This window comes from Acidovorax sp. M2(2025) (assembly GCF_049330835.1).
Lineage (GTDB): Bacteria > Pseudomonadota > Gammaproteobacteria > Burkholderiales > Burkholderiaceae_C > Acidovorax.
Genome location: NZ_CP186262.1, coordinates 844,349 through 870,336 on the forward strand (window position 1 = coordinate 844,349; position 25,988 = coordinate 870,336).

The window sequence follows — 25,988 nt, forward strand, 5'->3', positions numbered from 1 at the left end:
ATGGTGGCAAGGCGGGGCGCAGGCGTGCTCACCGCCGCCGCCAGCGCTGCACCCAGTGGCGGCGCAGCACGCGCGCCATGCGCCAGGCCCAGGTGGCGTGGGCGCGCTCCAGCACGGCATTCTTGAAGCGCATCCAGTGCGCCATGGTCCAGGCAAACCAGCGCAGCTGCATCAGCGCCGGTTGCGTGAGGGTGAACAGCCGGGCCACCACGGCCGTGCCGCCCACCTTGGCCAGGGCGATCACCGCCAGGCCCAGCACCACGTGCCCGTGGCCCATGGCCCACAGGGCCAGCAGCTTCACGGGCAGCAGCAGCGCGGTGGGCAGGGCGAAAAGGCCCACCGCCCCCCAGGGGGGCAGCGAGCGCACCCAGCCTTCGATCCACCGCAGGCCGGGCCAGCGGCCGATGCGCGCCAGCAGCTGCTGCAGCGGCACCCAGCCCCATTCCTCGAACAGGATGAGCAGGGCCAGCACGCCGCTCGCCAGGCCCGACAGGGCGCGGGCGGGCCAGCGCAGCAGTTGGTGCAATAGGTTTTGAATGATTTTTGCCTCTAGCGCCCGTCCAGCAATCACAGACAGCTATCAAAATAATAGCCGTCGGATCGCTTGTGCAAGGTCGTCACACGCCGCGCGCCCGTTCCGTGCGGAAGCGCGCCCGGAACTGCGCGAAGCTGCCGGCGTCCAGCGCCTCGCGCACTTCGCGCATCAGGTTCAGGTAGTAGTGCAGGTTGTGCACGGTGGTCAGCATGGGGCCCAGCATCTCGCCGCAGCGGTCCAGGTGGTGCAGGTAGGCGCGGCTGAAGCCGCCGCGCCCGCCCTCGTCCCACGGCACGCCGGTGCTGCCCGCGCAGGCGGTGCAGGTGCAGGTGGTGTCCAGCGGCTGGTGGTCGGCCTTGTGGCGCGCGTTGCGGATCTTCAGGTCGCCAAAGCGGGTGAAGATCGTGCCGTTGCGGGCATTGCGCGTGGGCATCACGCAGTCGAACATGTCCACGCCCTGGGCCACGCCTTCCACCAGGTCCTCGGGCGTGCCCACGCCCATCAGGTAGCGCGGCTTGTGGGCGGGCAGGCGGTGGGGCGTGTGGGCCATGATGTCCAGCATCTCGTCCTTGGGCTCGCCCACGCTCACGCCGCCGATGGCGTAGCCGGGGAAGTCCATCTCCACCAGCGCTTCCAGCGATTCCTGCCGCAGGTTCTTGTACATGCCCCCCTGCACGATGCCGAAGAGCGCGTTGGGGTTCTCCAGGCGCTCGAACTCGGCCTTGGAACGCAGGGCCCAGCGGCGGCTCATCTCCATGGACTTGCGCGCCTCGGCCTCGGTGGTGAGGTGGCCCTTGGTCTCGTAGGGCGTGCATTCGTCCAGCTGCATGACGATGTCGGAGTTCAGGATCGTCTGGATCTGCATGCTGACCTCGGGCGACATGAACAGCTTGTCGCCGTTCACGGGGCTGGCAAAGTGCACGCCTTCCTCGGTGATCTTGCGCATGGCGCCCAGGCTCCACACCTGGAAGCCCCCCGAGTCGGTGAGGATGGGCTTGTTCCACTGCTCGAAGCCGTGCAGCCCGCCAAAGCTCTGCATCACATCGAGGCCCGGTCGCATCCACAGGTGGAAGGTGTTGCCCAGGATGATCTGCGCGCCCATGTCGTGCAGGCTTTGCGGCATCACGCCCTTGACGGTGCCGTAGGTGCCCACGGGCATGAAGATGGGGGTCTGCACCACGCCGTGGTTGAGCGTGAGCGTGCCACGGCGGGCGTGGCTGGTGGGGTCGGTTTTCAGGAGGTCGAACTGCAGCATGGGCGGCATTGTCCCAGACGCACTACCCTGACCTGGCTCAAGGGCATCGCGTGGCAGCGGCCCTGGCCGTGGCTAAACTGGCCTGAACAACCCTACAAGGAGGCCCCCATGCTCAAGATCCTGATCGCAGTCGATGGCTCGGAACTCTCGCTCGATGGCGTGCACCATGTGCTGGCCCTGGTACGCCAGGGGCTTCAGGCCACGGTGGTGCTGGGCCATGTGCAGGAGCCTGCCACGCTGTACGAAATGGTCACCGTGCGCGACCCTGCGCTGATCGCCGCCGCCAGCCTGGAGGCCGGCCAGCACCTCATGGCGTCGGCCTGCGCGCTGCTGGACGCCGCGGGCGTGCCCTACGAGACCGACGTGGGCGTGGGTGACCCGGCCCACACGCTGCTGGAGATGATCGAGCGCTCGGGCTGCGACCTGGCCGTGCTGGGCGCGCAGGGGCACGGCGCGCTCTCCAGCGTGCTCCTGGGCTCGGTATCGCAAGAGGTGGTGCGCGCCAGCCGCGTGCCGGTCACGGTGGTCAAGCATGCCGACCCCGTGGAGGAGGAGGCCGACGATCTGGCGGGCGACGAGCCCGGCGGCGCCTGACGGCTACCGCGCCACCAAAAAAAGCCGCCCCGGCGAGGGGCGGCAGTACAGGGTGGGGAGCGGCCTGCGATCAGTCCAGCGAGATCTTCTGCTCGCGGATCAGCTTGTGCCAGCGCTGCACTTCGCTGCGGATCAGGTCGCCGTACTGCTGGGGTGTGTTGCCCACGGGCTCAATGCCAAAGTCCACCAGCTTCTGCCGGATGGCGGGCTGGTTGATGGCGGCAGCCACCTGCTTTTGCAGCGTGGCCACCACCTCGGGCGGCGTGCCGGCCGGGGCCACCACGCCCACCTGGGCCGAGGCTTCCACGCCCTTGAAGCCCAGTTCCGCAAACGTGGGCACGTCGGGCAACTGGGGCAGGCGCGCGGGGTGGGCCACCGCCAGCGGGCGCACCTTGCCGCCCTTGATGAAGCCGGCGCCTGCGGCCAGGTCCACCATCATCGCGTTCAGCTGGCCGCCGGCCAGGTCGGTCAGCGCCGGGGCGGCGCCGCGGTAGGGGATGTGCACCATGTGCGCGCCCGTGTTGACCTTGAGCAGCTCCATGGCCAGGTGGTGCGGGCTGCCCGCGCCGGCCGAGCCGTAGCTGAGCTTGCCAGGCGCGGCCTTGGCCTTGGCCACGAAATCCTTGGCGTCGCGGATGTCCGAATTGGGGCCGACCACCAGGATCATGGGGAAGCGCCCCATGAGCGTGACGGGCACCAGGTCCTTGTCCGGGTTGTAGGAGAGCTTGCTGTAGAGCGCCGAGTTGAACACCATGGTGCCGTTGTCGGCCGACAGGATGGTGTAGCCGTCGGGCGCGGAGCGGGCCACATCCACCGCCGCGATGGCCGTGTTGGCGCCGGGCTTGTTGTCTACCGTCACCGTCTGGCTGGTTTGCGTGGCAAGCTGCTGGCCGATGGTGCGCGCCAGAAAGTCCGAGCCGCCGCCGGCCGGGTAGGGCACCACCCAGCGGATGGGCTTGGCCGGATAGCCCTGGGCGAACGCCACCGGGGCGGCCAGCACCGCAAGGGCGGCCAGCAGGCCGGTGGCAGAGCGTCGATTCAACATGGTGTCTCCTGAGAAATAGATCAAACGTTTTATATTTTGCAATGATATTACGCAATGCGTAATCAGTTCACCGCAATTACCCTGCCTTTTGTTCGACACTGCCGCCATGCCTGCTTCCGAATCCTCCCCTGACCTTTCCTCCAAGCGGCGCCAGCGCGTGCAGTCGGCCGAAACCGGCATGACCATCCTCAAGGCCCTGGCGCGCCTGGGCGGCGCGGCCAGCCTCACGGCCATTGCCGCCGAGTCGGCCGAGAGCGCCGCCAAGGTCCACCGCTATCTGTCCAGCTTGGCCAGCGAGGGCCTGGTGGCGCAGCACCCCGCCACCCAGCACTACCACCTGGGGCCCGAGGCCGTGCGCATCGGCCTGGCGGCCCTGCGCCAGTGCGACCCGGTGCGCCTGGGCGAGGCGGCGCTGCTGCGCCTGCGCGAATCGCTGCAGGTCACCTGCTTCATTGCCGTGATGGGCAACATGGGCCCTACGGTGATGCGCATGGAAGAGCCTTCGCTGCCCGTCACGGTCAACATCCGCCCCGGCTCGGTGCTGCCGGTGGTCTGGTCGGCCAGCGGGCAGGCGTTCCTGGCGTTTTCCGACGATGCGCCGCTGCACGCCCAGGCCGAGGCCGAGTTGGCGGCGGCCAGCGCCGAGCAGCGCTCGCTGATGGCCGGGCCGGACCCCGTGGCCATGCTGCGCCAGCAGGTGCGCGCGCAGGGCTGCGCCATCGTGCGCGACACGCTGCTGGCCGGCATCAGCGCCATTGCGGCGCCCATCCATGACGCGCGGGGCCACGTGGTGGCGGTGCTCACGGCGCTGGGGGCCAGCAACGGGTTCGACACGCGGCCGGGCGGCAAGGTCTGCCCCAGCGTCGTGCAGGAAGCGCGGGGGATCAGCGCCGCGATGGGGTTTGCGCCGGCTTCGGATTGATCCCCCTCAAGCCGCGCAGGCTTAGTCGGGTGTTTGTGAATTTACGCATTGCGTAATAGCATTGCGCAAAATTCACGACCCCGCCATGACCATCTCCACTGCCACCCCTACCGGGCGCTGCCCGATTGACCATGCCGCCGTGGCCGCAGCGGGCCAGGCGCCCTCAGGCTGCCCGGTCAGCGCCCGCGCCGCCGCGTTCAACCCCTTCGAGCCCGCCTACATGCAGGCCCCAGGCGACTACCTGCGCTGGGCGCGCGAGGAGGAACCCGTGTTTTTCAGCCCGCAGCTCGGTTACTGGGTGGTCACGCGCTACGACGACGTGAAGGCCGTGTTCCGCGACAACCTGCTGTTTTCGCCCGCGGTGGCGCTGGAGAAGATCACCCCTGCCTCGCCCGAGGTGCTGCAGGTGCTGCAGGGCTACGGCTTTGCCATGAACCGCACCATGGTCAACGAGGACGAGCCCGACCACATGGCGCGCCGCCGCCTGCTGATGGACGCCTTTTTGCCCGAGCGCCTCATCACGCTGGAGCCCATGGTGCGGCAGCTGGCGCGCCAGACCATGGACCGCTTCATCGACCAGGGCCGCGCCGATCTGGTGGCGGAGATGTTCTACGAGATCCCGCTGACCATCGCGCTCAAGTTCCTGGGCGTGCCCGACGACGGGGCCGAGCAGCTGCGGCAGTTTGCGGTGGCCCACACGCTCAACACCTGGGGCCGGCCCACGCCCGAGGAGCAGGTGGAGATCGCGCACAACGTGGGCCGCTTCTGGCAGACCGCGCAGCGCATCCTGGACGCCATGCGCGCCCAGCCCGACGGCGAAGGCTGGATGTACGAGACCATCCGCCAGCACCTGGCCCACCCCGACGTGGTGCCCGAGTCGTACCTGCGCTCGATGATGATGGCCATCCTGGCCGCCGCGCACGAGACCACGTCCAACGCCACGGCCAACGCCTTCCTCACGCTGCTGTCGCACCGCAAGGCCTGGGACGACCTGTGCGCCAACCCGGCGCTCATCCCCAACGCGGTGGAAGAGTGCCTGCGCGTGGCCGGCTCCATCATCGCGTGGCGCCGCGTGGCCACGGCCGATGCGGTGGTGGGGGGCGTGCCCATTCCCAGAGGCGGCAAGCTCCTGCTGGTGCAGGCCTCGGCCAATTTCGACCCGCGCCATTTCGAGAACCCCGACGAGGTGGACGTGTACCGCGAAAGCGCGGTCGAGCACCTGACCTTCGGCTACGGCGCGCACCAGTGCATGGGCAAGAACATCGGCCGCCTGCAGATGCGCGTGTTCATCGAAGAGTTCGTGCGCCGCCTGCCGCACATGCGGCTGGTGCAAGGCCAGCAGATCGACTACCTCTCCAACACCTCGTTCCGCGGCCCGTCCACGCTGTGGGTGGAATGGGACCCGGCGTGCAACCCCGAGCGCCTGGCCGCGAACGCCGCAGCGGCGGCCGCACCCGCACCCGCACCGGCCGCCTTCACCATCGGCCCCCCGCCCAAGGAAAGCATCACCCGCACCGTGGTGCTGCACGCCAAGGAGCCTGAAGGCGACGGCCTGTGGCGCCTGGTGTTTGCCTCCCCGGACGGCAGCGCGCTGCCGGCGTGGTCGGCCGGCGCGCACGTGGACCTGGTGGCCGGCGGGTTCCGCCGCAAGTACTCGCTGTGCGGCGACCCGGACCACCGCCAGCACCTGCAGGTGGTGGTGCAGCGCGAGGCCGCGGGCCGCGGCGGCTCGCGCCACTTCTGCGATGCGCTGCGGGTGGGCGAACCCCTGCAGCTGGCCGGCCCCAAGAACCTCTTCCGCCTCCAGGAGGATGCCGCGCGCTACGTGCTGATCGCGGCCGGCATCGGCATCACGCCCATGCTGGCCATGGCGGACCGTCTGAAGCGCCTGGGCAAGCCCTACACGCTGCACTACGCGGGCCGCTCGCGCGCCCAGATGGCGCTGCTGGCGCGCGCCGAGCGCGACCATGCCGCCAACGTGCAGCTCTACGTCAAGGCAGAAGGCCGGCGCATGGATTTGCCCGCGCTGCTGGCCGGTATCGGCGCGCAAGACCGGGTCTACGCCTGCGGGCCGGACCGGCTGATCGACGAACTCGAAACCCTGGGTGCCGGCTGGCCTGAGGGCGTGCTGCACTTCGAGCACTTCAGTGGCGAAGGCGCGGCGCTGGACCCGGCCAAGGAGCACGCCTTCGTGGCCGAGCTGCGCGACTCGCAACTGCAGGTGCAGGTGCCGCCCGACCGCACCCTGCTGCAGGCCCTGCAGGCCGCCGGCGTGGACGTGCCCTGCGATTGCAACGAAGGCCTGTGCGGCACCTGCGAGGTGGCCGTGCTGGACGGCGACATTGACCACCGCGACAAGGTGCTGACGCACAGCGAGCGCGCGACGGGCAAGCGCATGCTGGCCTGCTGCTCGCGGGCTGCGGGGCAGCGCATCGTGCTGGCGCTGTAGGGCGGTGTATAACCCTACCGGGAGTGAGGTTGCGGCACCGGCCGCGCCGCGCTTCCGGACATGGGCTTTTTCACCGAGGTTCTCAGAACCTGTTCAAGGTCCTTTCGGGGATCGCATTGGAGCGCCATCGTGATGAGGTGGATGCTCCGGATGCGCCGCATGGGCTTATGCCCATGCAAGCAACCGGGGCGTGCAACCGCCCGATTTCACTCCAACCCTTCGGCAAGCGCCTTGCCGGGCGGTCTGCGGCGTTGCGGCGCTTGTGGATAGCCGGACTATCCACGGCGCACCGCGCCTTGCATCCCATCCCGGCAAGGTGCTTGTGCGACCCCGAAAAAATCTTGAATAGGTTCTTATGCGCGCATTGCTGCTACCCCTGCATCTCACCTTTGTCGGCCTGTGGCTGGGCTGTGTGGTCACGGAGGCGCTGTTTGAGCGGGCCTTGCTGGGCCAGGGGCGCGACAAGGAGCTGATCCTGGCGGCGCTGCACAAGCGCGTGGACGTTTTCATCGAGATCCCCGCCTTTGCCCTGGTGCTGGCCACCGGGGCGCTGCTGCTGGCCATCGCGGCCAATATCTACTGTGTCTCTCTGGTGTTCCATCGCCACCGCCATGCGCTGCGGGGCGACTGGCCGGCGTTTGAACGGGCCGACCACCTGCAGCACAAGATCGGGGCGGTGGTGCTGCTGGGAATCCTGGGAGCTTTGGGGCTGGGGCTCGCGCTGTTCGCGGGCGCGGCCGGCGGGTAGGCGGCCGCTGCGGGGGGCAGGGCGGTCAGGCGGCCTTGCGGAAGGGCTCGCCGGCCGCGCGCTGCAGCTTGCCATGCGGCAGCGTGGCCAGGCGCGAGAACATGCGCCGCACGTAGCCGTGCACCCAGAGGCACTTGTTGAGTTCGTCCACGGGCAGGGGGCCGGACACCACCACGATGTCGTTGGCCACGTCCTGCGCACCGGCCGCGCGCAGGCGCCGGCGGGTGTTGTTGGCCCAGGACTGGATGCGCGTGGGGCTGCCGTGCTGGTGCACCTCGCCGGTGTGCCGGTCGAACGCAATGGCCACCGTGTCGGTCTTCAGCTTGAACCTCCGCTCGCCTGTGACGGCGCTGGGCGCCTCCCGCATGTCATACAGGTAATAGCTGCCCGCCTTGAGCTGGTATTGCATGTCCATGGTGTTCCTCTCTGTCGGGATTTTCGAGGGCGCACGCAGCGGCGATGGCAGGGAAAACGGCCAAAAAGCCGCGCTTATCGGGGGGTGGCGGCCGCGCCATGCGGGTGTGCCGGTGCGCGTGCCATTGTGGCGGCGCGTCGGCACAATGGCGCAAAACTTGAGGGCGATGTCGTTACGAGTTGTTCGCCGTTTGCGCTGCGTCAACGGCGAAGGCAAGCCTCGGGCCGCTGCGCACGCGGACCGCGCGATTCGCGCACAGGATTCCTAGAAATCCACCAGGCTCAGCCCGAGGCTGAACACGGTGCGCTTGCGGTTGTAGTCGATCATGCTGTCGCCGTAGCCGCTGAACAGGGCCGTGTGCAGGCGCAGGTTGCTCTTGCCGCCCCACAGGCCGCTGCCCAGGGTCTGCATCCATTCGAGCCGCACGGAGCCGCGGTCGCTGCTGGACAGCGAGTGGCGCAGGGTGGCGCCCAGGGTGTTGTCCTTGTTCATGTTCCAGAACACCGACAGTTCGCCGCGGCCGACGTAGTCGCTGATGCCGGGGTTGTCGTCGCTGCCAGCGCTCTCCGACAGGCGCTTCCATATCTTGGCGTTGACGGTCCAGCGGTTGTCCAGCTCCATCCCGGTCATCAGGTACACGCGGTTCCAGCTGCGCGAGAGAGGCTCGCTCTGGCCGTTGGACTGGTGCACCAGCCCCACGCCGCTGTAGCGCCACTTCCAGCCGAAAGGCAGCTGGGCGGTGGTGGGGTAGACGTACATCACCTCGGGCTCGTGGTCGGTGGCGCGGAAGGGGCGCGAGATGGCGGGCGAGAACAGCTGCCAGTACGACTGCTGCGTGTAGCCGAACCACACCGAGTCCTTGAGCGTGGGGTGCCCCTGGGTCAGCAGGCCCTGGGCCAGCTTGGTGCGCACCGACAGCTGGATGCGGTTTTCCGTGGTGCGGTAGGGCGTGCTTTCCGTGGCGGAGTGGTTGGGCGAGGGCGACGTGGGCTGGCGGTTGACGGAGTCGGAGGCCACCACCGAAACCGTGATGGGGCGGTACCCTCGGAAGCTGAATGTGCCGCAGTCGCTGCCCGCCTCCAGCTCCCAGAAGCGCGAGAGGTCGCTGTACTGCGCGTCGCGGCATCCCTCCACGCGGGCCACGTCGATGATGCGGGTGGCCGGTAGCGTGGCGTCCACGGGCGGCGGCACCTCGGAAGACGCGGCGGCGGCCTCTGCAGGCGCCCCGGCCGTGCCTGCGGCGCCGGACGCCGCGGCTGACGCCGCGGGCGCCACCCACTTCTGGGCGGCCGCCCACTGGTCAAAGCAGGCCAGCCGGGCCTGCGGGTCGCTGGAAAGCTGGGTGCAGCGGCGCCACGCGTCTCCGGCGTCGGCCCGGGGCGGGATGGCCGGTGCCGCCGCAGAGGCCTGGGCCAGCGCCGCGCCCCCCGGTGCCAGGACGGCCAGGGCGGCCAGCGCCACGACGGCCAGCCGGTGCGGGCCGTGGGTCACTGCCAAGCTGGCTGCTTGCGCAGCACGAAGTCCGCTGACGGGGCGGAGGGGGTGGGGTGGGCGTTGTTCCATGTTCCGCGTATTTCCTTGCCGCAACTGCCATCCACCACCCGGCCGATCCAGGTGGCGCTGATGTTGGTGCCGTTGGTTGATTCTTCCAGGGTGAGCTCGCCGGCGTCCACATCGCCGCTGACCAGCGCCTCGGCACCCTCGCGCTGCACGGTGCCCCGCACGCTCTCGGCCAGCTCCGGGTGGGGGCCCAGCTGCAGCGTGGCGGCAACGGGGCTGTCCTCCCCCGGCGCCAGCAGCTCGGCCTGCCAGCGGCCTTGCAGGTGCTGGTGGTCCATCGCCTCGGCGGCCGGGCACGCCGCCGTGGATTGTGGATGGTTCTGGGCTCTGGCGCTTGTAGGACAAGCGCTGGCCGCTATGAAAATAAAAGCGCACAAGATCGGCAGCGCATGCTTGCTGCGCTCCGCTGGCGCCGGGCAAACCCAGGAAGAGAACATCAAGGAGGACGGCACGGGTTTCACAAGCTGGGTTGGGGCGCGCCCGCCTGGGCCTTGCGGGCGGCAAATTCGGCGCGCAGGGCCTTGAGCTTCTCGCGCGGGTCTTCGCGGGCGGTGGTCTTGTCCAGGCCCATCTCGGCGATGAAGCGGCTGGGCTGGGCCGCCACCATTTCGCGGCCCTTCTTGCGCTTCTTGGTCCAGCTCACGGCCAGGGTGCGCTGGGCGCGAGTGATGCCCACGTACATCAGACGGCGCTCTTCCTGCAGGCGCTGCAGCACGTCGTCGGTCACCTTCTGCTGGCGGCCTTCGTCGTCGTCCAGCTTGAAGGGCAGCATGCCCTCGGTCACGCCCACCAGCACCACGTGCGGCCACTCCAGCCCCTTGCTGGCGTGCAGGGTGGAGAGCGTGACCATGTCCTGCTCCTGCTCGCGTTCGCTGATGGTGGAGAGCAGGGCGATGGTCTGCGAGACCTCCAGCAGGCTCTTGGTCTCCTTGGCCACCACGGCACCGGCGGTGTCGTCGATCTGCCCGCCTGCGCGCTGGGCCATCCAGTCGCAGAACTCCATCACGTTGCTCCAGCGGGCGGCGGCCACCTTCTCGCTGTCCTCGTTGTCGTAGAGGTGCTGCTCGTAGCCGATTTCCTTGAGCCATTCGTTCAGAAAGGCGCGGGCGTCTTCGGCGCCGACCGTGCGGCGGGCGCTGTACTCCAGGTAGTTGATGTAGCGGCCGAACTCGTGCAGGCCGTCCATCGCCCGCTTGGGGATGGCGGCTGGCAGCATGCCGTTGAACAGCGCACCGAACATGCTCTGCTTGTGCTGCGTGGCAAACGCGCCCAGCGCCGCCAGCGTGGTGTGGCCGATGCCGCGCTTGGGGCTGGTGATGCAGCGCAGGAACGCGGGGTCGTCGTCGTTGTTGATCCACAGGCGGAACCAGGCGCACAGGTCCTTGATTTCCGCGCGGTCGAAGAAGCTGGTGCCGCCCGAGACCTTGTACGGGATGTTGGCCTTGCGCAGCGCCTTTTCAAACGGCTTGGCCTGGTGGTTGGCGCGGTACAGGATGGCAAAGCTCTTCCAGTCCGGCGGCGGGTTGCTGGCCGCGCGCAGGCTCTGGATGCGGGCCACGGCGCGCTCGGCCTCGTGCTCCTCGTTGTCGGCATCCACCACGCGCACGGGCTCGCCCTCGCCCAGTTCGCTGAACAGCGTCTTGGGGAACAGCTTGGGGTTGGGGCCGATCACGTTGTTGGCCGCGCGCAGGATGGCGCTGGTGGAGCGGTAGTTCTGCTCCAGCTTGATGACCTTGAGGTGGGGAAAGTCCACCGGCAGCTTCTTCAGGTTGTCCAGCGTCGCGCCGCGCCAGCCGTAGATGCTCTGGTCGTCGTCGCCCACGGCGGTGAAGTGGCCGTTTTCGCCCACGAGCAGCTTGAGCAGCTCGTACTGCGTGGCGTTGGTGTCCTGGTACTCGTCCACCAGCACATGGCCCAGCGAGGCCTGCCACTTGGCGCGCACCTCGGGGAAGTCGCGCAGCAGGCGCAGGGGCATGCCGATCAGGTCGTCGAAGTCCACGCTCTGGTAGGCCGTCAGCCGCTCCTCGTAGCGCGCCATCAGCACGGCGATGCTGCGCTCGTTGTCGTCCGCCGCCTGGGCCAGGGCCTGCTCGGAGGTCAGGCCCATGTTCTTCCACTTGCTGATCACCCACTGCCACTGGCGGGCGGTGGCCATGTCCACGGTGCCGCCGGCGGCGTCCTTCAGGATGCCGGTCACGTCGTCGGCGTCCAGGATGCTGAACTGCGGCTTGAGGCCCAGCACTTGGCCGTCCTCGCGCACCATGCGTACGCCCAGGGCGTGGAAGGTGCACACCAGCACGTCCTTGGCCCGCTTGCCGATGAGGCCCTGGGCCCGCTCGCGCATTTCCGCCGCCGCCTTGTTGGTGAAGGTGATGGCCGCGATGCGCTTGGGCGCCAGGCCCTTTTCGATCATGTGGGCGATCTTCATGGTGATCACCCGCGTCTTGCCCGAGCCCGCGCCGGCCAGCACCAGGCAGGCACCGTCGGTGTAGTGGACAGCCTGGAGCTGAGCGAGATTGAGGCCGGCGGACATGGGAAAGCGGTGGGAGCGGAAAGGAACTGCGGGACAGGGCCGTGGGGCCGACGCGCCGGCCGAAGGCGGCAGGGCGGAGAGCGCGCAATGATACCGGGGTGGTGGCGCCTCCCCACGCCCGCGGCGGCCGGTTGCGCTGCGGGAAACCCCGCTGGCGGTCCTGATTGTCACAATCTGATACTTCCGGCGTGGGGGACCCGTCCCGGGCCCCGTTGTCCCGACGATCACACCATGCCCGCTGCCGCCTCTTCCCGCCCCCGCCCCCACCCCCGTTCCTGGTCCCGCCATGTGGCGGGCTCCGTCCTGCTGGCCGCTTTTTTCGTGCTGCAGGCGCCTGCCCAGGCGCAGAGCAGCAGTGCCGGGCCGGTGCGCATCGGCGTGGTGGGGCCGTTCACCGGCGCCTCGGCGGACTTCGGCGTGCCCATGCTCAATGGCATCAAGCTGGCGGTGGACGAGATCAATGCCGTGGGCGGCTACCTGGGCCGGCCCCTGGAGCTGGTGGTGAAGGACGACGGCGCCAGCCCGGACCAGGGCCGCAAGGCCTCGCGGGAACTGCTGGCCGAGAAGGTGGTCGCCACCATCGGCTTTTGCAACACCGGGGTGGCGCTCAAAGCCGTCGACCTGTTCCAGGGCAGCAGCAGCCCGCTGCTCATCCCCTGCGCCACCGGCACGGCCCTCACCAGCACCTACCCCGCGCCCGAGAGCTACATCTTCCGCGTGCAGGCCCGGGACGCGCTGCAGGCCCCCTTCATGGTGGACGACATCGTCAAGCGCGGCTGGGACAAGGTGGCCCTCTTCGCCGACAAGACCGGCTATGGCGAAGGCGGCTACAACGACGTGGTGGCCGCGCTGGCGGCCAAGAACCTCAAGCCCGTGCACGTGGCGCGCTTCGACCTGGGGGTGAAGGACCTTTCTGCCGAGCTGGCGGCCGCGCGCAGCGCCGGCGCCAACGTGGTCTACAGCTACACCGTCGGCCCCGAGAACGCGGTCATCGCCAACGGCCGCAAGGCCCTGGGCTGGAAGGTGCCGCAGGTGGGGGCATGGCCGCTGTCGTTCCCGTTCTTCCTGGACGGCGCCAAGGACGCGGCGGAAGGCGCCCTCATGGTGCAGACCTTCATTGCCGAGCCGAGCAACGAGCGCCGGGCTGCGTTCCTGTCAAGCTACACCCGCAAATACCACGGCAAGGTCGCCGTGCCCATGGCTGCGGCAAACGCCTACGACGCCACCTACCTGCTGATGTACTCCTTCCTGGGGGTGCGCGACGGCAACCTGACGGGACGCGCCATCAAGGAATCGCTGGAAGGCCGCATGAAGACCTACTACGGCGTGGTCTCCACCTACGACAAGCCGTTCAGCCCGCAGGACAAGGATGCCATCACGCGCAACATGCTGGTCATCGGCCAGGTCAGGAACGGCGCCATCACCTTTGCCTACCCGGAGGATGCCAAGCGCAACCTGATCGTGCAGCGCAAGCAGTGAGCGCCGCCGCACGCCGTACCCGCAGTACCCGCCGTTGGCGACGGCAGCCGCCTGACTTTGCGCTGACCACCGCGGGCCGCAAGGCCCCGGCGCGGCGGCCCGCCACGGGACAATAGGCCCGTGCTGTCCGTCCTGCTCATCACCTTTCCGTTCTTTGCCCTCGTGCTGTGCGGCTACCTGGCCGCGCGGCGCGGCGTGCTGCCGCAGCCCGCCATCCCGGGGCTCAACGCCTTCGTGCTGTATTTCGCGCTGCCGTGCATGCTGTACCGCTTTGGCGCCAGCACGCCCATCGCCCAGCTGCTGGACCCGGCCGTGGCCGGCGTGTACCTGCTGTGCGCCCTGGCCATGGTGGGCGGCACGGTGGCCCTGACGCGCAGCGCGCACATCGGCTGGAACGATGCCGCCTTTGGCGCGCTGGTGGCAGCCTTCCCCAACACGGGCTTCATGGGCGTGCCGCTGCTGGTGGCGCTGCTGGGCGCGCAAAGCGCCGGGCCGGCCATCGTCACCATCGTGGTGGACATGGTCATCACCAGCTCGCTGTGTATCGCCCTGTCCCGGCTGGACGGCGCGGGCACGCACGGCGTGGGCGTGGCGCTGCGCAACGCCTTCCGGGGCATGGCCACCAATCCCATGCCCTGGTCGATTGCGCTGGGCGCGCTGGCCTCCGCGCTGCAGTTGCACCTGCCCGGCCCGGTGGACAAGACCATCGCCATGCTGGCCGACGCGGCGTCGCCGGTGGCGCTGTTCACCATTGGCGCGGTGCTGGCCCGCTCGCAGATGAACCAGCACGAGCAGGTGCCCGCGCGCCTGTACGTGCCCGTGGCCCTGGCCAAGCTGCTGGTGCACCCCCTGCTGGTGTGGGCCGCGGGCACGGCCGCCATCGCGCTGGGGGTGCCGCTCGCGCCGTTCGCGCTGACGGTGATGGTGTTGCTGGCGGCGCTGCCCAGCGCCAGCAACGTCTCGCTGCTGGCCGAGAAGTTCGGCGCCAACAACGGGCGCGTGGCGCGCATCATCCTGGTCTCCACGGCGCTGGCGTTCCTCAGCTTCTCCGCCGCCGTGGCACTGCTGACCTGACCGCCGGCGGAGCAGCAGCCCGGCGCTTGCGCCGTGGGGGCTGGCGTACAGTGGCGCCATGCACGCCGATGACTTTGCCGCCCCCTGGGCGCACGACCACCGCTTTGCCGCTGAACACGGAACGCACCATGCCGAACGCAGCACCCGCGTGGTGATGTGGATCACCCTGGCGGCCATGGGCGTCGAGATCACCGCCGGGTGGTGGTTCAACTCCATGGCGCTCATGGCCGACGGCTGGCACATGAGTTCGCACGCCGTGGCCATCGGGCTGTCGGCGGCCGCGTATGCGGCGGCGCGCCGCTACGCCAGCGACCCCCGCTTTGCCTTTGGCACCTGGAAGATCGAGGTGCTCGCGGGCTTTGCGAGCGCCATCTTCCTGCTGGGGGTGGCGGTGCTGATGGTGGCGGGCTCGGTCGAGCGCCTGTTCTCGCCCCAACCCATCCAGTACCGCCAGGCCATCGCCGTGGCCGTGGCGGGCCTGCTGGTGAATGCGGTGTGCGCCTGGATCCTGGGGCACGCGCACCACCACGGCGGGCATGCCGGCCACGGGCACGAAGAGGGTCACCGTCATGAGCCGGACCACGGTCATGGGCATGGGCACGGTCATGGAGAGGACCTGAACCTCAAGTCCGCCTACCTCCACGTGGTGGCCGATGCCGCCACATCGGTGCTGGCCATCGTGGCGCTGGCCGGGGGCTGGGCCTACGGCTGGTCCTGGCTGGACCCCGTGATGGGCATCGTCGGCGCCGCGCTGGTGGGCTGGTGGGCCAAGGGCCTGGTGGTGGACACGGCCAAGGTGCTGCTGGACCGGGAAATGGACCACCCCGTGGTCGAGGAGATCCGCGAGGTGATCGAGCAGGCGGACGCGCCGGGGTGGACCCGCGTCACCGACCTGCATGTCTGGCGGGTGGGCAAGGGCCTGTACGCCTGCGCCCTGACGGTGGTCACGCGCGATGCAGGCATCACCCCCGACCTGCTGCGCCAGCGGCTGGGCGTGCACGAGGAGGTGGTCCATTCCACCATCGAGATCCACAGGATCCCGCACGGCGCGCCGGACCCCGGGAGTCCGTAGGTTCTCAGCCCCCGGACGCGGCCGCGGGGCGGCGCCCCACGAGGTAGACCACGCCTTCGGGGCCGTACCACTCGGCATGGGGCTCCTCGTGGGCCAGGTGGAACACTTCGCCGGCCGTGTAGGTGCGCTCGCCCCCCGAGTCCGTGCGGATGCGGATGGCGCCGTGCAGCACCAGCGCCCTGGCCTCGAACGGGTGGGTGTGAAGCTCCCAGGCGCCGTGCGCTTCGCGGGCCACGCGCACCGGCGCGGCAAAGCCCTCCTGGGCGAGGGTGAGGGTGAACTGTTCGGGGGTCATGGGCGGCGGGGTGAACGGGGCGCGGGCAGCGGTCCTGCACTGTGGCCGCCGCGGCAATTCTTTGCTTGCTGCAGTTTGCAATCCCTTGTAACAATTCCGGTTTTTCTCGGAGGACTCTCGAACATGAAGCAAGTGATGTCGCGTAGGGCACGGTGGTCCGCCACCGCAATGGTGGGGCTCCTGGTGGCGCAGGGCGCAGCCGCGCAGTCCATGGGCAGCTTGGGATATGCCCCGCTGGCGGCCTCGAATGTGCCGACGGCGTCGGAGTGGGCGCTGATCGGCATGGCGGGCCTGCTGGCTGTGGTGGCCTACTACGCGCTGCGGTCGCAGGGCGGTCGCACGCTCAAGGTCTTGGCGGCCGGCCTGCTGGCGTGTGCGAGCCTGTCTGCGGCCCTATGGAACCGCCCGGCCGTGGCCGGCATGGCGCCGGTTGAAATCGTGATGGACCAGCCCACGGGTGGCCTGGCCAGCATTCCGCACAGCGTCGACCTGTTCGTCGGCGACCGGTTCCATGTGTACACCGCCCAGAACCTGACGGACCGCCCCCAGCGCATCACCAGTGTGAGCGTGAACACGGGCCTGATGCTGATCGAGCCCACGGGCTTCACCCCGGAGTGCACGGTCGGCCTGGTGCTGCAGCCCAATGAAATGTGCTACGTGAGCGTGCACAACGACGGTATCCCCGGCTGATCCAGACCAGGGCACCTAGATCGTCAGCGGATCCACATCCACCAGCCACCGCACCAGCCCCTTGTGCGCGGGCTGGGCGCGCGTGGCCTGCAGCACGGGCTGCCACGCGGCCAGAAAGCGCTGCAGCGCGGCGCGGCTGGGGCTTTCCATCAGCATTTGTGCGCGCTCCATGTTGGCCACGCGCTGGATGGTGAGCGGCACGGGCGGGAACAGCGTCACCACGTCCAGGCCGGGCAAGCCGGCCGCATGCGCCGCGGCGGTGGCGGCGGACAGGAAACCCTGCGCCACCTCCTGCGTGCGCGCGTCGGCCCGCACCAGGGCCTGGTAGGCAAACGGGGGCATGGCCGCCTCGGCGCGCTCCTGGAGCTGCTGGGCGGCAAACGCTTCGTAGTCGTGCTTGCGCAGCGCCTCATAGACGGCATGCTGCGGGTGGTACGTCTGCACCCACATCTCGCTTTGCGTGCCTTGCGCGGCCACGTAGGCGGCGTCGCGCCCGGCGCGGCCGGCCGCCTGCATCAGCAGCGCAAACAGCCGCTCGGGCGCGCGGAAGTCGCTGCTGAACAGCGCGCCGTCGGGCTGCACGGCCGCCACCAGGGTGATGCGGCGGAAGTCGTGGCCCTTGGCAATCATCTGCGTGCCCACCAGCACGTCCACCTCGCCCGCGTGCACCTGGGCCAGCTGGGCCTCCAGGGCGCCCTTGGCCTTGGTGGTGTCGGCGTCGATGCGCGCCACGCGGGCGGGGTTCCCGTCCGGGCGCTGCACGTTGCGCAGCAGGGCCGCCAGCTGTTCCTCCAACTGCTCCGTGCCCCGGCCCATGGAATGGATGTCGGGGCTGCCGCAGGCGGGGCAGTGCAGCGGCACGCGCACGGTGTAGCCGCAATGGTGGCAGCGCAGGGTGCGGTCGGTCTTGTGGAAGACCTGGTGGGCGCTGCAGTGCGGGCAGTCGCTCTTCCAGCCGCAGTCCGTGCAGTGCAGCACCGGTGCGTAGCCGCGGCGGTTGAGCAGCACCATGCTCTGCTCCCCGCGCACCACGCGTTCGGTAATGGCCTGCAGCAGCGGCGCGCTGAACACGGTGCGCCGGGGCTGCTGGTTCATGTCCACCCGGCGCACGCGGGCCAGGGCGCCGGCGCCGATGCGGCTGGGCATGTGCAGGCGCAGGTAGCGCCCGCCCTCGGGGTCTTCGGGCGTGGGCGGGCGGCTGGCGTGCCAGCTCTCCAGCGAGGGCGTGGCCGAGCCCAGCAGCACCTTGGCGCCCTGCTCGCGCCCGCGCCAGAGGGCCAGGTCGCGGGCCGAGTAGCGCGCGCCCTCTTGCTGCTTGTAGCTGGGGTCGTGCTCTTCGTCCACGACGATGAGCCGGAGCCCCGGCAGGCTGGCAAACACGGCCATGCGCGTGCCCAGCACGATGCGGGCGGCGCCGCTGTGCGCCGCGAGCCAGCTCTTGAGGCGCTGCGGGGGTGTCATGCCGCTGTGCATCGACACCACGGCCTGACCGCCGAAGCGCGGCGCAAAGCGGGCGGTGAAGCGCTCTTCCAGCTGGGGTGTGAGATTGATCTCGGGCACCATCACCAAGGCCTGGGCGGCCGGATCGGCATCCAGCGCCTCCTGCACGCAGCGCAGGTACACCTCCGTCTTGCCGCTGCCGGTGCTCCCAAACAGCAGGAAGGGGCCAGGTTCTGAGGAAATTCGGGCTCTGGCGCTTTCCTGTTCTGCGCTAAGCGCTATGTTTTTGGTAGCGTCCGTGCCCGCTTCGGTGGCGCCGGCTTTGGCCGGGCGCCGCAGGCGGCGGGCGAGCTGCCCGGGTTGCAGGTCGCGCAGCTGCGGTGGCAGGGCGGCCAGGGCCACCTCGCCCACGGCGCGCTGGTAGTAGCGGGCGGCAAAGGCCACTAGGCGGCGCCAGGCCCGGTCCAGCGGGGCCACGCCGTCCAGCACGCCCGCAATGGCGCGCAGGGTGGCGCCCTCCGGCAGCTCGCCCGGAGCGTCCTCGGCGTCCCACACCACTCCCAGCACGTCGCGGTGGCCCAGGGGCACGCGCACCAGGGTGCCGGCGGGCAGTGGCCGGTCGCACGCATAGCTGAGCAGGTCTCCGACGCCACTGTGCGCGGGCGTCTGCAGGGCGACGTGGACAAGGAACGAGGCAGGGGCGGGCACGGCTGGAAAAGCGGCTGGAGTGGTGGTTGGAACGATGGTTGGAGCGGTTTGTGCAGGTGGCGTGGAGATATCAGCGCCAAGTGCTTGATTTGGCAGGGGCGGACGGGTAATCCCGGATTTCTGTGGATAACTTTGTTGACATCCTGCCCTCACCGCCGCGCAAGCCGCATGAAGACTGGCTCCGAACAGATTGCCTGGAAATGCGGCAGCCTTGAAAAATCGTTATAAATCAACCCTCTGACGGTTTTGCAAGCTTTTTTTTGTGCTAGGCCCACGGCGCGGGCGCATGTTGCGGTGCACGATGCTTGGTGTGCATAAGTCATACAGCGGGGCCGCGTCAAGAGCCTGTCGAGGCCCGTTTTTGTGCTAGCCACAGGGCTTGATGTTCATCCAATTGTTAGGTTTGTGCTGCAAGTGCTTGATTTGGAAAGGCAAAACAGAGAAATCCAGAATTTCTGTGGATAACTTTGTTGATATCCATGGGGTATGGCTCGCAAGTGCTTGAAAATCCGTGCTCCGGCTGGCTTGCCTGTCAAAACGGCAGGGTTCGAATTTCCTTGCAAATCAATCACTTAGATGGCTTGTAACGTCTTATTACGGCAAGTGGACTTTTTTGATCGAACTGCGGTCCGTGCTCCAGTTTTGTGCATAAGTAGCGCGGGCAGCGGCCCTGCGGAGGTTTGCGCCGCGCAGGGATTGTCGCAGGGCCCCGCTGCGTGCCGGCGGCGGCGTTGCGGGCCTGCCGCCATGTCGTTTTGCTTCAAGACATGCGGGCGCGACGTGCCCAAGATGCCGGCATGGCAAGTTCCCAAGAAACCTCTCCTTCTCCCACGCTCGCGCCGTCCCTGGAGCGCGACGGATTCGTGCTGGCCCGGCTGGACGACGTTGTCCAGGCTGCGCGCACCGACAGCCTGTGGTTCATGACCTTCGGGCTGGCCTGCTGCGCCGTGGAGATGATGCACGCCGCCATGGCCCGGTACGACCTGGACCGCTTCGGCATCATCCCCCGCTCCAGCCCCCGGCACAGCGACCTGATGATCGTGGCGGGCACGCTGACCAACAAGATGGCGCCCGCCATCCGCAAGGTCTACGACCAGATGCCCGAACCGCGGTATGTGATTTCCATGGGGTCGTGCGCCAACGGCGGGGGCTACTACCACTACAGCTACTCGGTGGTGCGCGGCTGCGACCGCATCGTGCCGGTGGACGTCTACGTGCCCGGCTGTCCGCCCACGGCCGAGGCGCTGCTCTACGGCATCCTGCAGTTGCAGGCCAAGATCCGGCGGCCGCGGGTGATCGCCCGGTAGCCAGCCTGCCTTCGCCCTCAGAACGTGTTTACGATCGCCCAGGGGTCGCGCAACGGTCTTTGCGGGATGGGATGCAAGGCGCGGTGGGCCGTGGATAGCTCGGCTATTGGCAAACGCCGCAACGCCGCAGGCAGCCCGCAAAGGCCGCTGCCCGAAGGGTTGGAGCGAAATCGGGCGATTGGACACCCCGGCTGCTTGCATGGGCATGAGCCCATGCGGCGCAACCGAAGCATCCACTCCTCCCGATTGCGCTCCAACGCGATCCCCTGCGAGATCGTAAACACGTTCTCAGCCGCGCCGCAGCATCCAGTCGGCGTCGGTGGCGGGCCGCAGCGTGTGCACCTTGAGCGCTGCGGGCGGGCGCTCGTACAGCGCGCGCGTTTCGCGGCTGAAGTGCGCCTGGTCCGCGTAGCCGTGGTGCAGGGCGGCATCGAGGGCGCTGGCGTTGGCATCGCGCATGGCCAGCAGGGCGGTTTCGGCCCGCAGCATGCGTTCCACCTCGCCGGGGCGCAGGCCGGTGAGCTGGCGCACGCGCCGCTGCAGGTGGCGGGGCGTCCAGCCCAGCTCCTGGGCCAGGGCCTGGCGGGCGGGGCGTTCCCAGCGGGCGGCGTGCACGCGCAGCCAGGCCGCGTGCTCGTGCGCGGCGGCGGCCCAGCGCGGCGCCAGGAAGGTTTCGCACAGCGCCACGCGGGCGCCATGGTCGGGCGCACTGTGCATGGCGTGCAGCCAGTCCTGCCAGGGTGCGCGTTCGGGGCCGGCAGGCAGCCAGCCGTGCGCGTCCTCCACCCGGTCGGTCAGCGGCTGCAGGTCGCGCCCGGTCAGCAGGGCCAGGGCGCCGGGCTGGAAGGCCAGGCAAAAGAAGTTGCCGCCGGCCTCGGACGTGGAATGGTAGGCGTGCCGGTGCGCGCCCGACAGGGCCGTGCGGGGCAGCCACTGGTCGGCGGGCTGCCCGGCGCATTCGTGCAGGTGCACGGCCCCGCGCACGAGCCACAGGAGGCCGGGGTAGGGGCTGGCCGGCACGCGGGTGTCGCGGGGCGTGCCGGCGGGCAGCGCCGCCAGGTCGCGCCAGATGTAGGCGCGCACGCAGCCGGACAGGGGCGAGCCGGGAGCCTGCACGGCCGAAGCGCTGTGGATCGTGTCTGCCGGCATCGCGGCCTGCGCCCTTGGCCGACGGCCGCGCCGCTCAGGCAGCCTTCGCGCGCAGCGCGCGGGAGTGGCTGTGCACCGCCTCGACCAGGGCCGCCACATGCTCCGGCGGCGTGAACTGGCTGATGCCGTGGCCCAGGTTGAAGATGTGCGTGGGCCCGGTGGTGGACTTGTCGGTGTGCGGCTTGCCGAAGCTGTCGAGCACGGCGTGCACCTGGGTGACGATCTGCGCGGGCGGCGCAAACAGCACGTTGGGGTCGATGTTGCCCTGCAGCGCCTTGCCCGGGCCGCCCACCCGGCCGCCGACGATGGTGCGCGCCTTGCCGAGGTTGGCCGTCCAGTCCAGGCCCAGCACTTCGCAGTCGATGTCCTTCATGTCTTCCAGCCAGATGCCGCCGCCCTTGGTGAAGACGATGCGCGGCACGTCCTGGCCGTCCACGCCGGTGCGTTTGAGTTGCGCCAGCACGCGCGCGGTATAGGCCAGGCTGAACTCCTGGAATGCGCCGTCGGCCAGCACGCCGCCCCAGCTGTCGAACACCATCACGGCCTGGGCACCCGCGTCAATCTGGGCGTTCAGGTAGGCGGCCACGGCGTCGGCGTTCACGGCCAGGATGCGGTGCATCAGGTCGGGGCGGCTGTACATCAGGGTCTTGACCAGGCGGTAGTCGTCGCTGCCCTTGCCCTCGACCATGTAGCAGGCCAGCGTCCAGGGGCTGCCCGAGAAGCCGATGAGCGGCACGCGCCCATTCAGGGCCTTGCGGATGCTGGTGACGGCATCGAACACATAGCGCAGCTTGTCCAGGTCGGGCACGGCCAGTTCGGCCACGGCGGCTTCGTCGCGCACCGCCTTGGCAAAGCGCGGGCCTTCGCCTTCGGCAAACGACAGGCCCAGGCCCATGGCGTCCGGCACGGTGAGGATGTCGCTGAACAGGATGGCGGCATCCAGCGGGAAACGCTCCAGGGGCTGCAGCGTGACTTCGGTGGCGTAGTCCACGTTGGTGGCCAGGCCCATGAAGCTGCCCGCCTGGGCGCGGGTGGCCTTGTACTCGGGCAGGTAGCGGCCCGCCTGGCGCATGAGCCACAGGGGCGTGTAGTCGGTGGCTTGGCGGCGGCAGGCGCGCAGGAAGGTGTCGTTGGAGAGGGGCGCGAAGGTCATCCCGCGATTGTCGCAGGCCGGCCCCCGCCCCCGGCACCCGATGTGACGGCAGAAATTTGACGCGCATCAAGTCGGTGCGCCCGCGGGACGGGCTTTGCCAGGCCGCTGGGCGACCCCCCTCAGGAGGAGGGCGCGAAGCGGCTCAGGGGGCTACCTCTCGGCGATGTAGTGCGACATGCTGGCTGTTTCGCCCGGGGCGAGAAAGGCGCGAACTTCCGTCTCCAGCGCCTGGTCGGCCATGGTGGCGCGGGCGCGCTGGTGCAGGTAGTCGGCCCAGGACTCGACAATGAAGCGCTCCACATAGCGCGAGGGCTCACCCAGGTCCTTGTACACACGCCAGAAGGTGGCGCCGTCGCGCCGCCGCGGGGCCTTCATGCGGCTGATGGTGTCCAGGAAGGCGGCATCCGTGCCTGGCACGATGCGGTAGCCGACTTCCACCGCCACCGGGCCCGCCTCGGGCAGGGGCTCGGCCTCGATGAACAGCTCGTCCCAGGGCGTGGCCTGGGTCACCTCGTGCAGCGCGCCCATGCGCAGGGGCATGGGCCGTGCCAGCAGCAGGCCCGCGCCCATGAGCGCCGCGGCCGCGATCAGCGTGGGCGCCAGGCCCAGGATGTCGGAGGCCGCGCCCCAGAAGGCCGAGCCCAGCGCGAACGCGCCCAGGGCGGCCACCATGTGCATCGCCACGGCGCGCGAGCGCACCCACTGGGGTGCACTGGCCTGCGTGGCGGTGTTGAAGGTGGACATCGCGGACATCCACGCCGCCCCCGCAAACAGCATGGCCACGTAGACCACGTCCGCCACATGGGTGAGCGCCGCCACCAGCATGGCCGCGGCAAACACGACCCCGGCCACGCCCACGATTTTTTCCAGGCCGAAGCGCGCCCGCAGGCGGCCCAGGATCAGCCCCACCCCCACGGCACCCGTGCCCAGGCAGCCCATCAGCAGGCCAAACCCTTGCGCGCCCGTGCCCAGCTGGCGCTGCGCGATCACCGGCAGCAGCGCCCACAGGGCCGATCCGGCCGCGCTGAAGGCCATCACCCGCACCAGCTGCGCCAGGATCAGGCGCGAATGCCAGGCAAAGCGCAGCCCGCTGAGCGTGCCGCCCCACAGGCGCTCGGCCGGCAGCTTGGACGGCGGGTGCGCCCGGGGCGGCCAGCGGCGGATGGCGTCCCACATCACCAGCGTGGAGGCCACCGTGACGGCAAACACCCAGCCGGCTCCGAGCCGGGCAAAGACCAGCCCGGCCAGCGTCGGCCCCACGGCCCGTGCCGCGTTGTAGGCAATGCTCACGGCCGTGATGGCCTGGGGCCATTCGTCGCGCGGCACCGGGTCGATGACCGAGGAGTTCCACGCCGGCGTGAGCACGGCCGTGCAGCACCCGCATACGAACACCAGCAGCAGCACGGACGCGGGCCCGCCCCAACCGAGCAGCACCAGCAGCGTGAGCAGCGCGCAGGCGCCGGCCTGGGCCAGCAAGGCCCCGGAAATCAGGCGCCGCCGGTCGGTGGTGTCCGCCAGCACCCCCGCTGGCAGCGCCAGCAGGAACATGGGCATGAACACGGCCGTCTGCACCAGGGCCGCCAGAAAGGACGAGCCCGACAGTTCCACCATCAGCCAGGCAGCCGCCATGGACTGCATGCCGTTGCCGATGAAGAACACCCCGCCGCAGAGCCACAGCCCCCGGAAGGCCGGCTGGCGCAAGGGGCTCCATAACGAGGTGGGGGACGGTGCGGCCATGGGGATGCGGTGCAATAAAAAGTAAAGTGGTTGACCAGGAGAGACCGACTGCATGGTAGACGCTCCGCCGCACCCGTGCTGGCGCGCGCCATTGCGGGTTTGCGGGGGTAGACTGGCTGCGGCGGCGCGCCCTGAGCGTGCGCGGTGCCGGCAACCGCCGGCGGCCCGGCGCCTGCGAGCATGCCCGCCGCATTTGCCAATGGAGAAGAGGGATATGAAAAAATTTGCAATTTCGATGGGGATGGTTGTGGCGGCTGGGCTGGCCCACGCCGACTTGCTGAACATCAGCACGGCGGCCGTGCACACGGCATCCAGCCTGCAAGGCGTGGCCTGCACCGTGGTCGGGACGGACGGCCCGCTGTACCGGGGCACCAAGATCCTGTACGTGCTGGCGGAATCGGTGGGCAACGGCCGCAACCCCACGCTCCAGGTTCGCTCGCTGGCGTACAACCTGGTGGTGTCCAACGATGACTGGCAAAAGCCCTACTACATCAACGGCGCGGTGCAGGACCCGGTGCCCACCATCCTGTACACGCAATTCCTGCGCGTGCCCAACCTGCCCACCGATGCGGGCGTGATCTACTTTGCCCGGCCTGGCGAGCCCCTGTGCGTGTACACCAACGAGCGCGCGGGCGACGACGGCCTGTACCAGGCGGTGATTTCCATCACCGACCGCACTGCCGCCATCACCGCGGCCGGCATCCGGTCGGCCCGCACCGGCGAGGTGCTCGACCCGACCGGGGCCGGGCGTGCCGTGCTGGACCAGTACCTGCAGCGGCAGTCGAGCGCGGCCCAGTAGTGACGCGCCGGGCCCGCGGGCCCATCAGGCGCGCTGCGGATGCTGGGGGCGCGGCGGACGCGGCGCGCTACTGATTCAGTAGCGTCCCGCTCTGGCCTGCCGCCAGCAGCCGGGTGAGCAGCGGATGCATCACCTTGCGGGCGTTGTAGATCAGGTGGAACTGCTCCTGCACGTCGGGGCTGGTGCCCACCGGGACCAGGCCGTGCGTGCGGCCCAGGTGCGCGCCCAGGGACGCCGGCGCGGGCATGACGCCCATGCCCGTGGCGGCAAAGGTGCTCAGCAGCGCGCTGTCTTCAAATTCGCCCGCAACCCGCGGGCGGATGCGCTCGCGTTCCAGCCAGTGGTCGATGCGTGCGCGCATGGCGGCGTGCTCGGTGGGCAGCAGCACCGGCACCACCGCCAGGCTGCGCGGAAATTCGTGTGCCGCCGCCTCGGCCCACTCGGGCGGCGCGTACCAGGCCACGGCGCTGGTGCCCAGCAGCTGGCTGGTGGTCTTGAGCGCCGGGTTCGGCGGCGCGGGGCGGTCGGCCAGCACGGCGTCCAGCTTGTGCAGCGCCAGCTCGGCCAGCAGCGGCTGGAACTCCCCCTCATGGCAGAGCAGGCGCAGGTGCGGCTCGTCCAGCACCGGGGTCAGCAGGCGGTGCATGGCCAGCTTGGCGATGCCGTCCGAGATGCCCAGGTTCAGCCGCACCGTCTGGCCGCTGGCGGCCTCGCGCACCCGGTGCGGCAGTTGTTCGCCCAGCGCAAAGATGTGGTCTGCCTCGTGCAGCGCGGCCACGCCTGCGTCCGTGAGCACCAGGCTGCGCCCCTCGTTGCGCAGCAGCGCGACCCCCAGCGACTTTTCCAGTTCCCGCACCTGGGCGCTGATGGTCTGCACCGCCATGTCCAGGCGCTCGGCGGCGCGGGCGATGCCGCCCTCCTTGGCCACCACCCAGAAATAGAACAGATGCCGGTAATTGAAGCTCTGGCTCATGGTGCGCTTGCATTGGTGGTTCGTAAAAACCGAAGTCATCGTACCGATATTGCAGG

General features: G+C 69.4%; 23 protein-coding genes. 10 read left to right on the forward strand and 13 right to left on the reverse strand.

Annotated elements, in window-relative coordinates; translation table 11 throughout:
* Nucleotides 1–28: 28 nt before the first annotated feature.
* On the reverse strand, nt 29–526 hold the full coding sequence (locus ACOYR3_RS03965; protein WP_422845194.1) for a hypothetical protein: 498 nt from the start codon (nt 524–526) through the stop codon (nt 29–31).
* Between the two features lie 91 nt (nt 527–617).
* Nucleotides 618–1,790, reverse strand: coding sequence for a tRNA guanosine(34) transglycosylase Tgt (tgt, locus tag ACOYR3_RS03970; RefSeq protein ID WP_422845195.1), 1,173 nt, complete (start codon nt 1,788–1,790; stop codon nt 618–620).
* 108 nt (nt 1,791–1,898) lie between these two features.
* Here tgt and ACOYR3_RS03975 point away from each other — a divergent pair, with 108 nt between their 5' ends.
* Nucleotides 1,899–2,384, forward strand: a complete 486-nt coding sequence (locus ACOYR3_RS03975) for a universal stress protein (RefSeq protein ID WP_422845196.1) — start codon at nt 1,899–1,901, stop codon at nt 2,382–2,384.
* A 70-nt stretch (nt 2,385–2,454) separates the two neighbouring features.
* Here ACOYR3_RS03975 and ACOYR3_RS03980 read toward each other — a convergent pair whose 3' ends face one another.
* Nucleotides 2,455–3,429, reverse strand: a complete 975-nt coding sequence (locus ACOYR3_RS03980) for a Bug family tripartite tricarboxylate transporter substrate binding protein (protein ID WP_422845197.1) — start codon at nt 3,427–3,429, stop codon at nt 2,455–2,457.
* Nucleotides 3,430–3,535: 106 nt separating this feature from the next.
* Between ACOYR3_RS03980 and ACOYR3_RS03985 the strand changes: the two genes are divergently transcribed.
* The 3 genes from ACOYR3_RS03985 (at nt 3,536) to ACOYR3_RS03995 (ending at nt 7,548) form a co-directional block, all read left to right on the forward strand.
* A complete protein-coding gene (locus tag ACOYR3_RS03985; protein ID WP_422845198.1) occupies nt 3,536–4,351 on the forward strand; it encodes an IclR family transcriptional regulator in 816 nt (271 codons plus the stop codon).
* Between the two features lie 85 nt (nt 4,352–4,436).
* Nucleotides 4,437–6,800, forward strand: coding sequence for a cytochrome P450/oxidoreductase (locus ACOYR3_RS03990; protein WP_422845199.1), 2,364 nt, complete (start codon nt 4,437–4,439; stop codon nt 6,798–6,800).
* A gap of 355 nt (nt 6,801–7,155) precedes the next feature.
* On the forward strand, nt 7,156–7,548 hold the full coding sequence (locus ACOYR3_RS03995; RefSeq protein WP_422845200.1) for a hypothetical protein: 393 nt from the start codon (nt 7,156–7,158) through the stop codon (nt 7,546–7,548).
* 25 nt (nt 7,549–7,573) lie between these two features.
* On the opposite strand, the gene ACOYR3_RS04000 is transcribed toward ACOYR3_RS03995, so the two are convergent.
* The 4 genes from ACOYR3_RS04000 to ACOYR3_RS04015 all read right to left on the reverse strand — a co-directional run bounded on the left by ACOYR3_RS04000 (nt 7,574) and on the right by ACOYR3_RS04015 (nt 12,056).
* A complete protein-coding gene (locus tag ACOYR3_RS04000; RefSeq protein ID WP_422845201.1) occupies nt 7,574–7,963 on the reverse strand; it encodes a hypothetical protein in 390 nt (129 codons plus the stop codon).
* A gap of 264 nt (nt 7,964–8,227) precedes the next feature.
* Nucleotides 8,228–9,526 (reverse strand): phospholipase A, encoded by a 1,299-nt coding sequence (locus ACOYR3_RS04005; RefSeq protein WP_422845202.1) that lies wholly within the window; start codon nt 9,524–9,526, stop codon nt 8,228–8,230.
* Nucleotides 9,451–9,801, reverse strand: coding sequence for a hypothetical protein (locus ACOYR3_RS04010; RefSeq protein ID WP_422845203.1), 351 nt, complete (start codon nt 9,799–9,801; stop codon nt 9,451–9,453). Before ACOYR3_RS04010 ends, ACOYR3_RS04005 begins: the two co-directional genes overlap by 76 nt.
* Nucleotides 9,802–9,980: 179 nt before the next feature.
* On the reverse strand, nt 9,981–12,056 hold the full coding sequence (locus ACOYR3_RS04015) for an ATP-dependent helicase (RefSeq protein WP_422845204.1): 2,076 nt from the start codon (nt 12,054–12,056) through the stop codon (nt 9,981–9,983).
* A 231-nt stretch (nt 12,057–12,287) separates the two neighbouring features.
* On the opposite strand from ACOYR3_RS04015, the gene ACOYR3_RS04020 reads away from it, so the two are divergent.
* The 3 genes from ACOYR3_RS04020 to dmeF all read left to right on the forward strand — a co-directional run bounded on the left by ACOYR3_RS04020 (nt 12,288) and on the right by dmeF (nt 15,681).
* Nucleotides 12,288–13,535 (forward strand): ABC transporter substrate-binding protein, encoded by a 1,248-nt coding sequence (locus tag ACOYR3_RS04020; protein ID WP_422845205.1) that lies wholly within the window; start codon nt 12,288–12,290, stop codon nt 13,533–13,535.
* Between the two features lie 120 nt (nt 13,536–13,655).
* Complete coding sequence (locus tag ACOYR3_RS04025; protein ID WP_422845206.1) at nt 13,656–14,609, forward strand: AEC family transporter; 954 nt, start codon at nt 13,656–13,658, stop codon at nt 14,607–14,609.
* Between the two features lie 58 nt (nt 14,610–14,667).
* Entirely contained in the window at nt 14,668–15,681 is a 1,014-nt protein-coding gene (gene dmeF / locus ACOYR3_RS04030) for a CDF family Co(II)/Ni(II) efflux transporter DmeF (RefSeq protein WP_422845207.1), read from the forward strand.
* Between the two features lie 4 nt (nt 15,682–15,685).
* On the opposite strand, the gene ACOYR3_RS04035 is transcribed toward dmeF, so the two are convergent.
* The gene (locus ACOYR3_RS04035) at nt 15,686–15,976 is read right to left on the reverse strand and encodes a cupin (protein ID WP_422845208.1); all 291 of its coding nucleotides are present in this window, start codon (nt 15,974–15,976) and stop codon (nt 15,686–15,688) included.
* 123 nt (nt 15,977–16,099) lie between these two features.
* On the opposite strand from ACOYR3_RS04035, the gene ACOYR3_RS04040 reads away from it, so the two are divergent.
* Nucleotides 16,100–16,666, forward strand: coding sequence for a midcut-by-XrtH protein (locus ACOYR3_RS04040; protein WP_422845209.1), 567 nt, complete (start codon nt 16,100–16,102; stop codon nt 16,664–16,666).
* Nucleotides 16,667–16,681: 15 nt separating this feature from the next.
* On the opposite strand, the gene priA is transcribed toward ACOYR3_RS04040, so the two are convergent.
* A complete protein-coding gene (gene priA / locus ACOYR3_RS04045) occupies nt 16,682–18,814 on the reverse strand; it encodes a replication restart helicase PriA (RefSeq protein ID WP_422845210.1) in 2,133 nt (710 codons plus the stop codon).
* Between the two features lie 797 nt (nt 18,815–19,611).
* Here priA and ACOYR3_RS04050 point away from each other — a divergent pair.
* Entirely contained in the window at nt 19,612–20,121 is a 510-nt protein-coding gene (locus tag ACOYR3_RS04050) for a NuoB/complex I 20 kDa subunit family protein (protein WP_422845211.1), read from the forward strand.
* A 288-nt stretch (nt 20,122–20,409) separates the two neighbouring features.
* On the opposite strand, the gene ACOYR3_RS04055 is transcribed toward ACOYR3_RS04050, so the two are convergent.
* From ACOYR3_RS04055 to ACOYR3_RS04065, 3 genes are all read right to left on the reverse strand, one after another.
* A complete protein-coding gene (locus ACOYR3_RS04055) occupies nt 20,410–21,270 on the reverse strand; it encodes a helix-turn-helix domain-containing protein (RefSeq protein WP_422845212.1) in 861 nt (286 codons plus the stop codon).
* Nucleotides 21,271–21,304: 34 nt separating this feature from the next.
* Entirely contained in the window at nt 21,305–22,423 is a 1,119-nt protein-coding gene (gene hemE, locus ACOYR3_RS04060; protein WP_422845213.1) for a uroporphyrinogen decarboxylase, read from the reverse strand.
* Between the two features lie 150 nt (nt 22,424–22,573).
* Nucleotides 22,574–24,160 (reverse strand): MFS transporter, encoded by a 1,587-nt coding sequence (locus ACOYR3_RS04065; protein WP_422845214.1) that lies wholly within the window; start codon nt 24,158–24,160, stop codon nt 22,574–22,576.
* A gap of 214 nt (nt 24,161–24,374) precedes the next feature.
* Between ACOYR3_RS04065 and ACOYR3_RS04070 the strand changes: the two genes are divergently transcribed.
* Nucleotides 24,375–24,959: a hypothetical protein gene (locus ACOYR3_RS04070; protein WP_422845215.1), complete on the forward strand. Its 585-nt coding sequence runs from the start codon at nt 24,375–24,377 to the stop codon at nt 24,957–24,959.
* A gap of 67 nt (nt 24,960–25,026) precedes the next feature.
* On the opposite strand, the gene ACOYR3_RS04075 is transcribed toward ACOYR3_RS04070, so the two are convergent.
* On the reverse strand, nt 25,027–25,932 hold the full coding sequence (locus ACOYR3_RS04075; RefSeq protein WP_422845216.1) for a LysR substrate-binding domain-containing protein: 906 nt from the start codon (nt 25,930–25,932) through the stop codon (nt 25,027–25,029).
* Nucleotides 25,933–25,988 lie beyond the last annotated feature (56 nt).

Coding starts and splice junctions, on each gene's coding strand:
- tgt (WP_422845195.1), bottom strand. CDS start 1,790: ATGCTGCAGTTCGACCTCCTGAAAACCGACCCCACCAGCCACGCCCGC.
- ACOYR3_RS03975 (WP_422845196.1), top strand. CDS start 1,899: ATGCTCAAGATCCTGATCGCAGTCGATGGCTCGGAACTCTCGCTCGAT.
- ACOYR3_RS03980 (WP_422845197.1), bottom strand. CDS start 3,429: ATGTTGAATCGACGCTCTGCCACCGGCCTGCTGGCCGCCCTTGCGGTG.
- ACOYR3_RS03985 (WP_422845198.1), top strand. CDS start 3,536: ATGCCTGCTTCCGAATCCTCCCCTGACCTTTCCTCCAAGCGGCGCCAG.
- ACOYR3_RS03990 (WP_422845199.1), top strand. CDS start 4,437: ATGACCATCTCCACTGCCACCCCTACCGGGCGCTGCCCGATTGACCAT.
- ACOYR3_RS03995 (WP_422845200.1), top strand. CDS start 7,156: ATGCGCGCATTGCTGCTACCCCTGCATCTCACCTTTGTCGGCCTGTGG.
- ACOYR3_RS04000 (WP_422845201.1), bottom strand. CDS start 7,963: ATGGACATGCAATACCAGCTCAAGGCGGGCAGCTATTACCTGTATGAC.
- ACOYR3_RS04005 (WP_422845202.1), bottom strand. CDS start 9,526: ATGGAACAACGCCCACCCCACCCCCTCCGCCCCGTCAGCGGACTTCGT.
- ACOYR3_RS04010 (WP_422845203.1), bottom strand. CDS start 9,801: ATGGACCACCAGCACCTGCAAGGCCGCTGGCAGGCCGAGCTGCTGGCG.
- ACOYR3_RS04015 (WP_422845204.1), bottom strand. CDS start 12,056: ATGTCCGCCGGCCTCAATCTCGCTCAGCTCCAGGCTGTCCACTACACC.
- ACOYR3_RS04020 (WP_422845205.1), top strand. CDS start 12,288: ATGCCCGCTGCCGCCTCTTCCCGCCCCCGCCCCCACCCCCGTTCCTGG.
- dmeF (WP_422845207.1), top strand. CDS start 14,668: ATGCACGCCGATGACTTTGCCGCCCCCTGGGCGCACGACCACCGCTTT.
- ACOYR3_RS04035 (WP_422845208.1), bottom strand. CDS start 15,976: ATGACCCCCGAACAGTTCACCCTCACCCTCGCCCAGGAGGGCTTTGCC.
- ACOYR3_RS04040 (WP_422845209.1), top strand. CDS start 16,100: ATGAAGCAAGTGATGTCGCGTAGGGCACGGTGGTCCGCCACCGCAATG.
- ACOYR3_RS04050 (WP_422845211.1), top strand. CDS start 19,612: ATGGCAAGTTCCCAAGAAACCTCTCCTTCTCCCACGCTCGCGCCGTCC.
- ACOYR3_RS04055 (WP_422845212.1), bottom strand. CDS start 21,270: ATGCCGGCAGACACGATCCACAGCGCTTCGGCCGTGCAGGCTCCCGGC.
- hemE (WP_422845213.1), bottom strand. CDS start 22,423: ATGACCTTCGCGCCCCTCTCCAACGACACCTTCCTGCGCGCCTGCCGC.
- ACOYR3_RS04065 (WP_422845214.1), bottom strand. CDS start 24,160: ATGGCCGCACCGTCCCCCACCTCGTTATGGAGCCCCTTGCGCCAGCCG.
- ACOYR3_RS04070 (WP_422845215.1), top strand. CDS start 24,375: ATGAAAAAATTTGCAATTTCGATGGGGATGGTTGTGGCGGCTGGGCTG.
- ACOYR3_RS04075 (WP_422845216.1), bottom strand. CDS start 25,932: ATGAGCCAGAGCTTCAATTACCGGCATCTGTTCTATTTCTGGGTGGTG.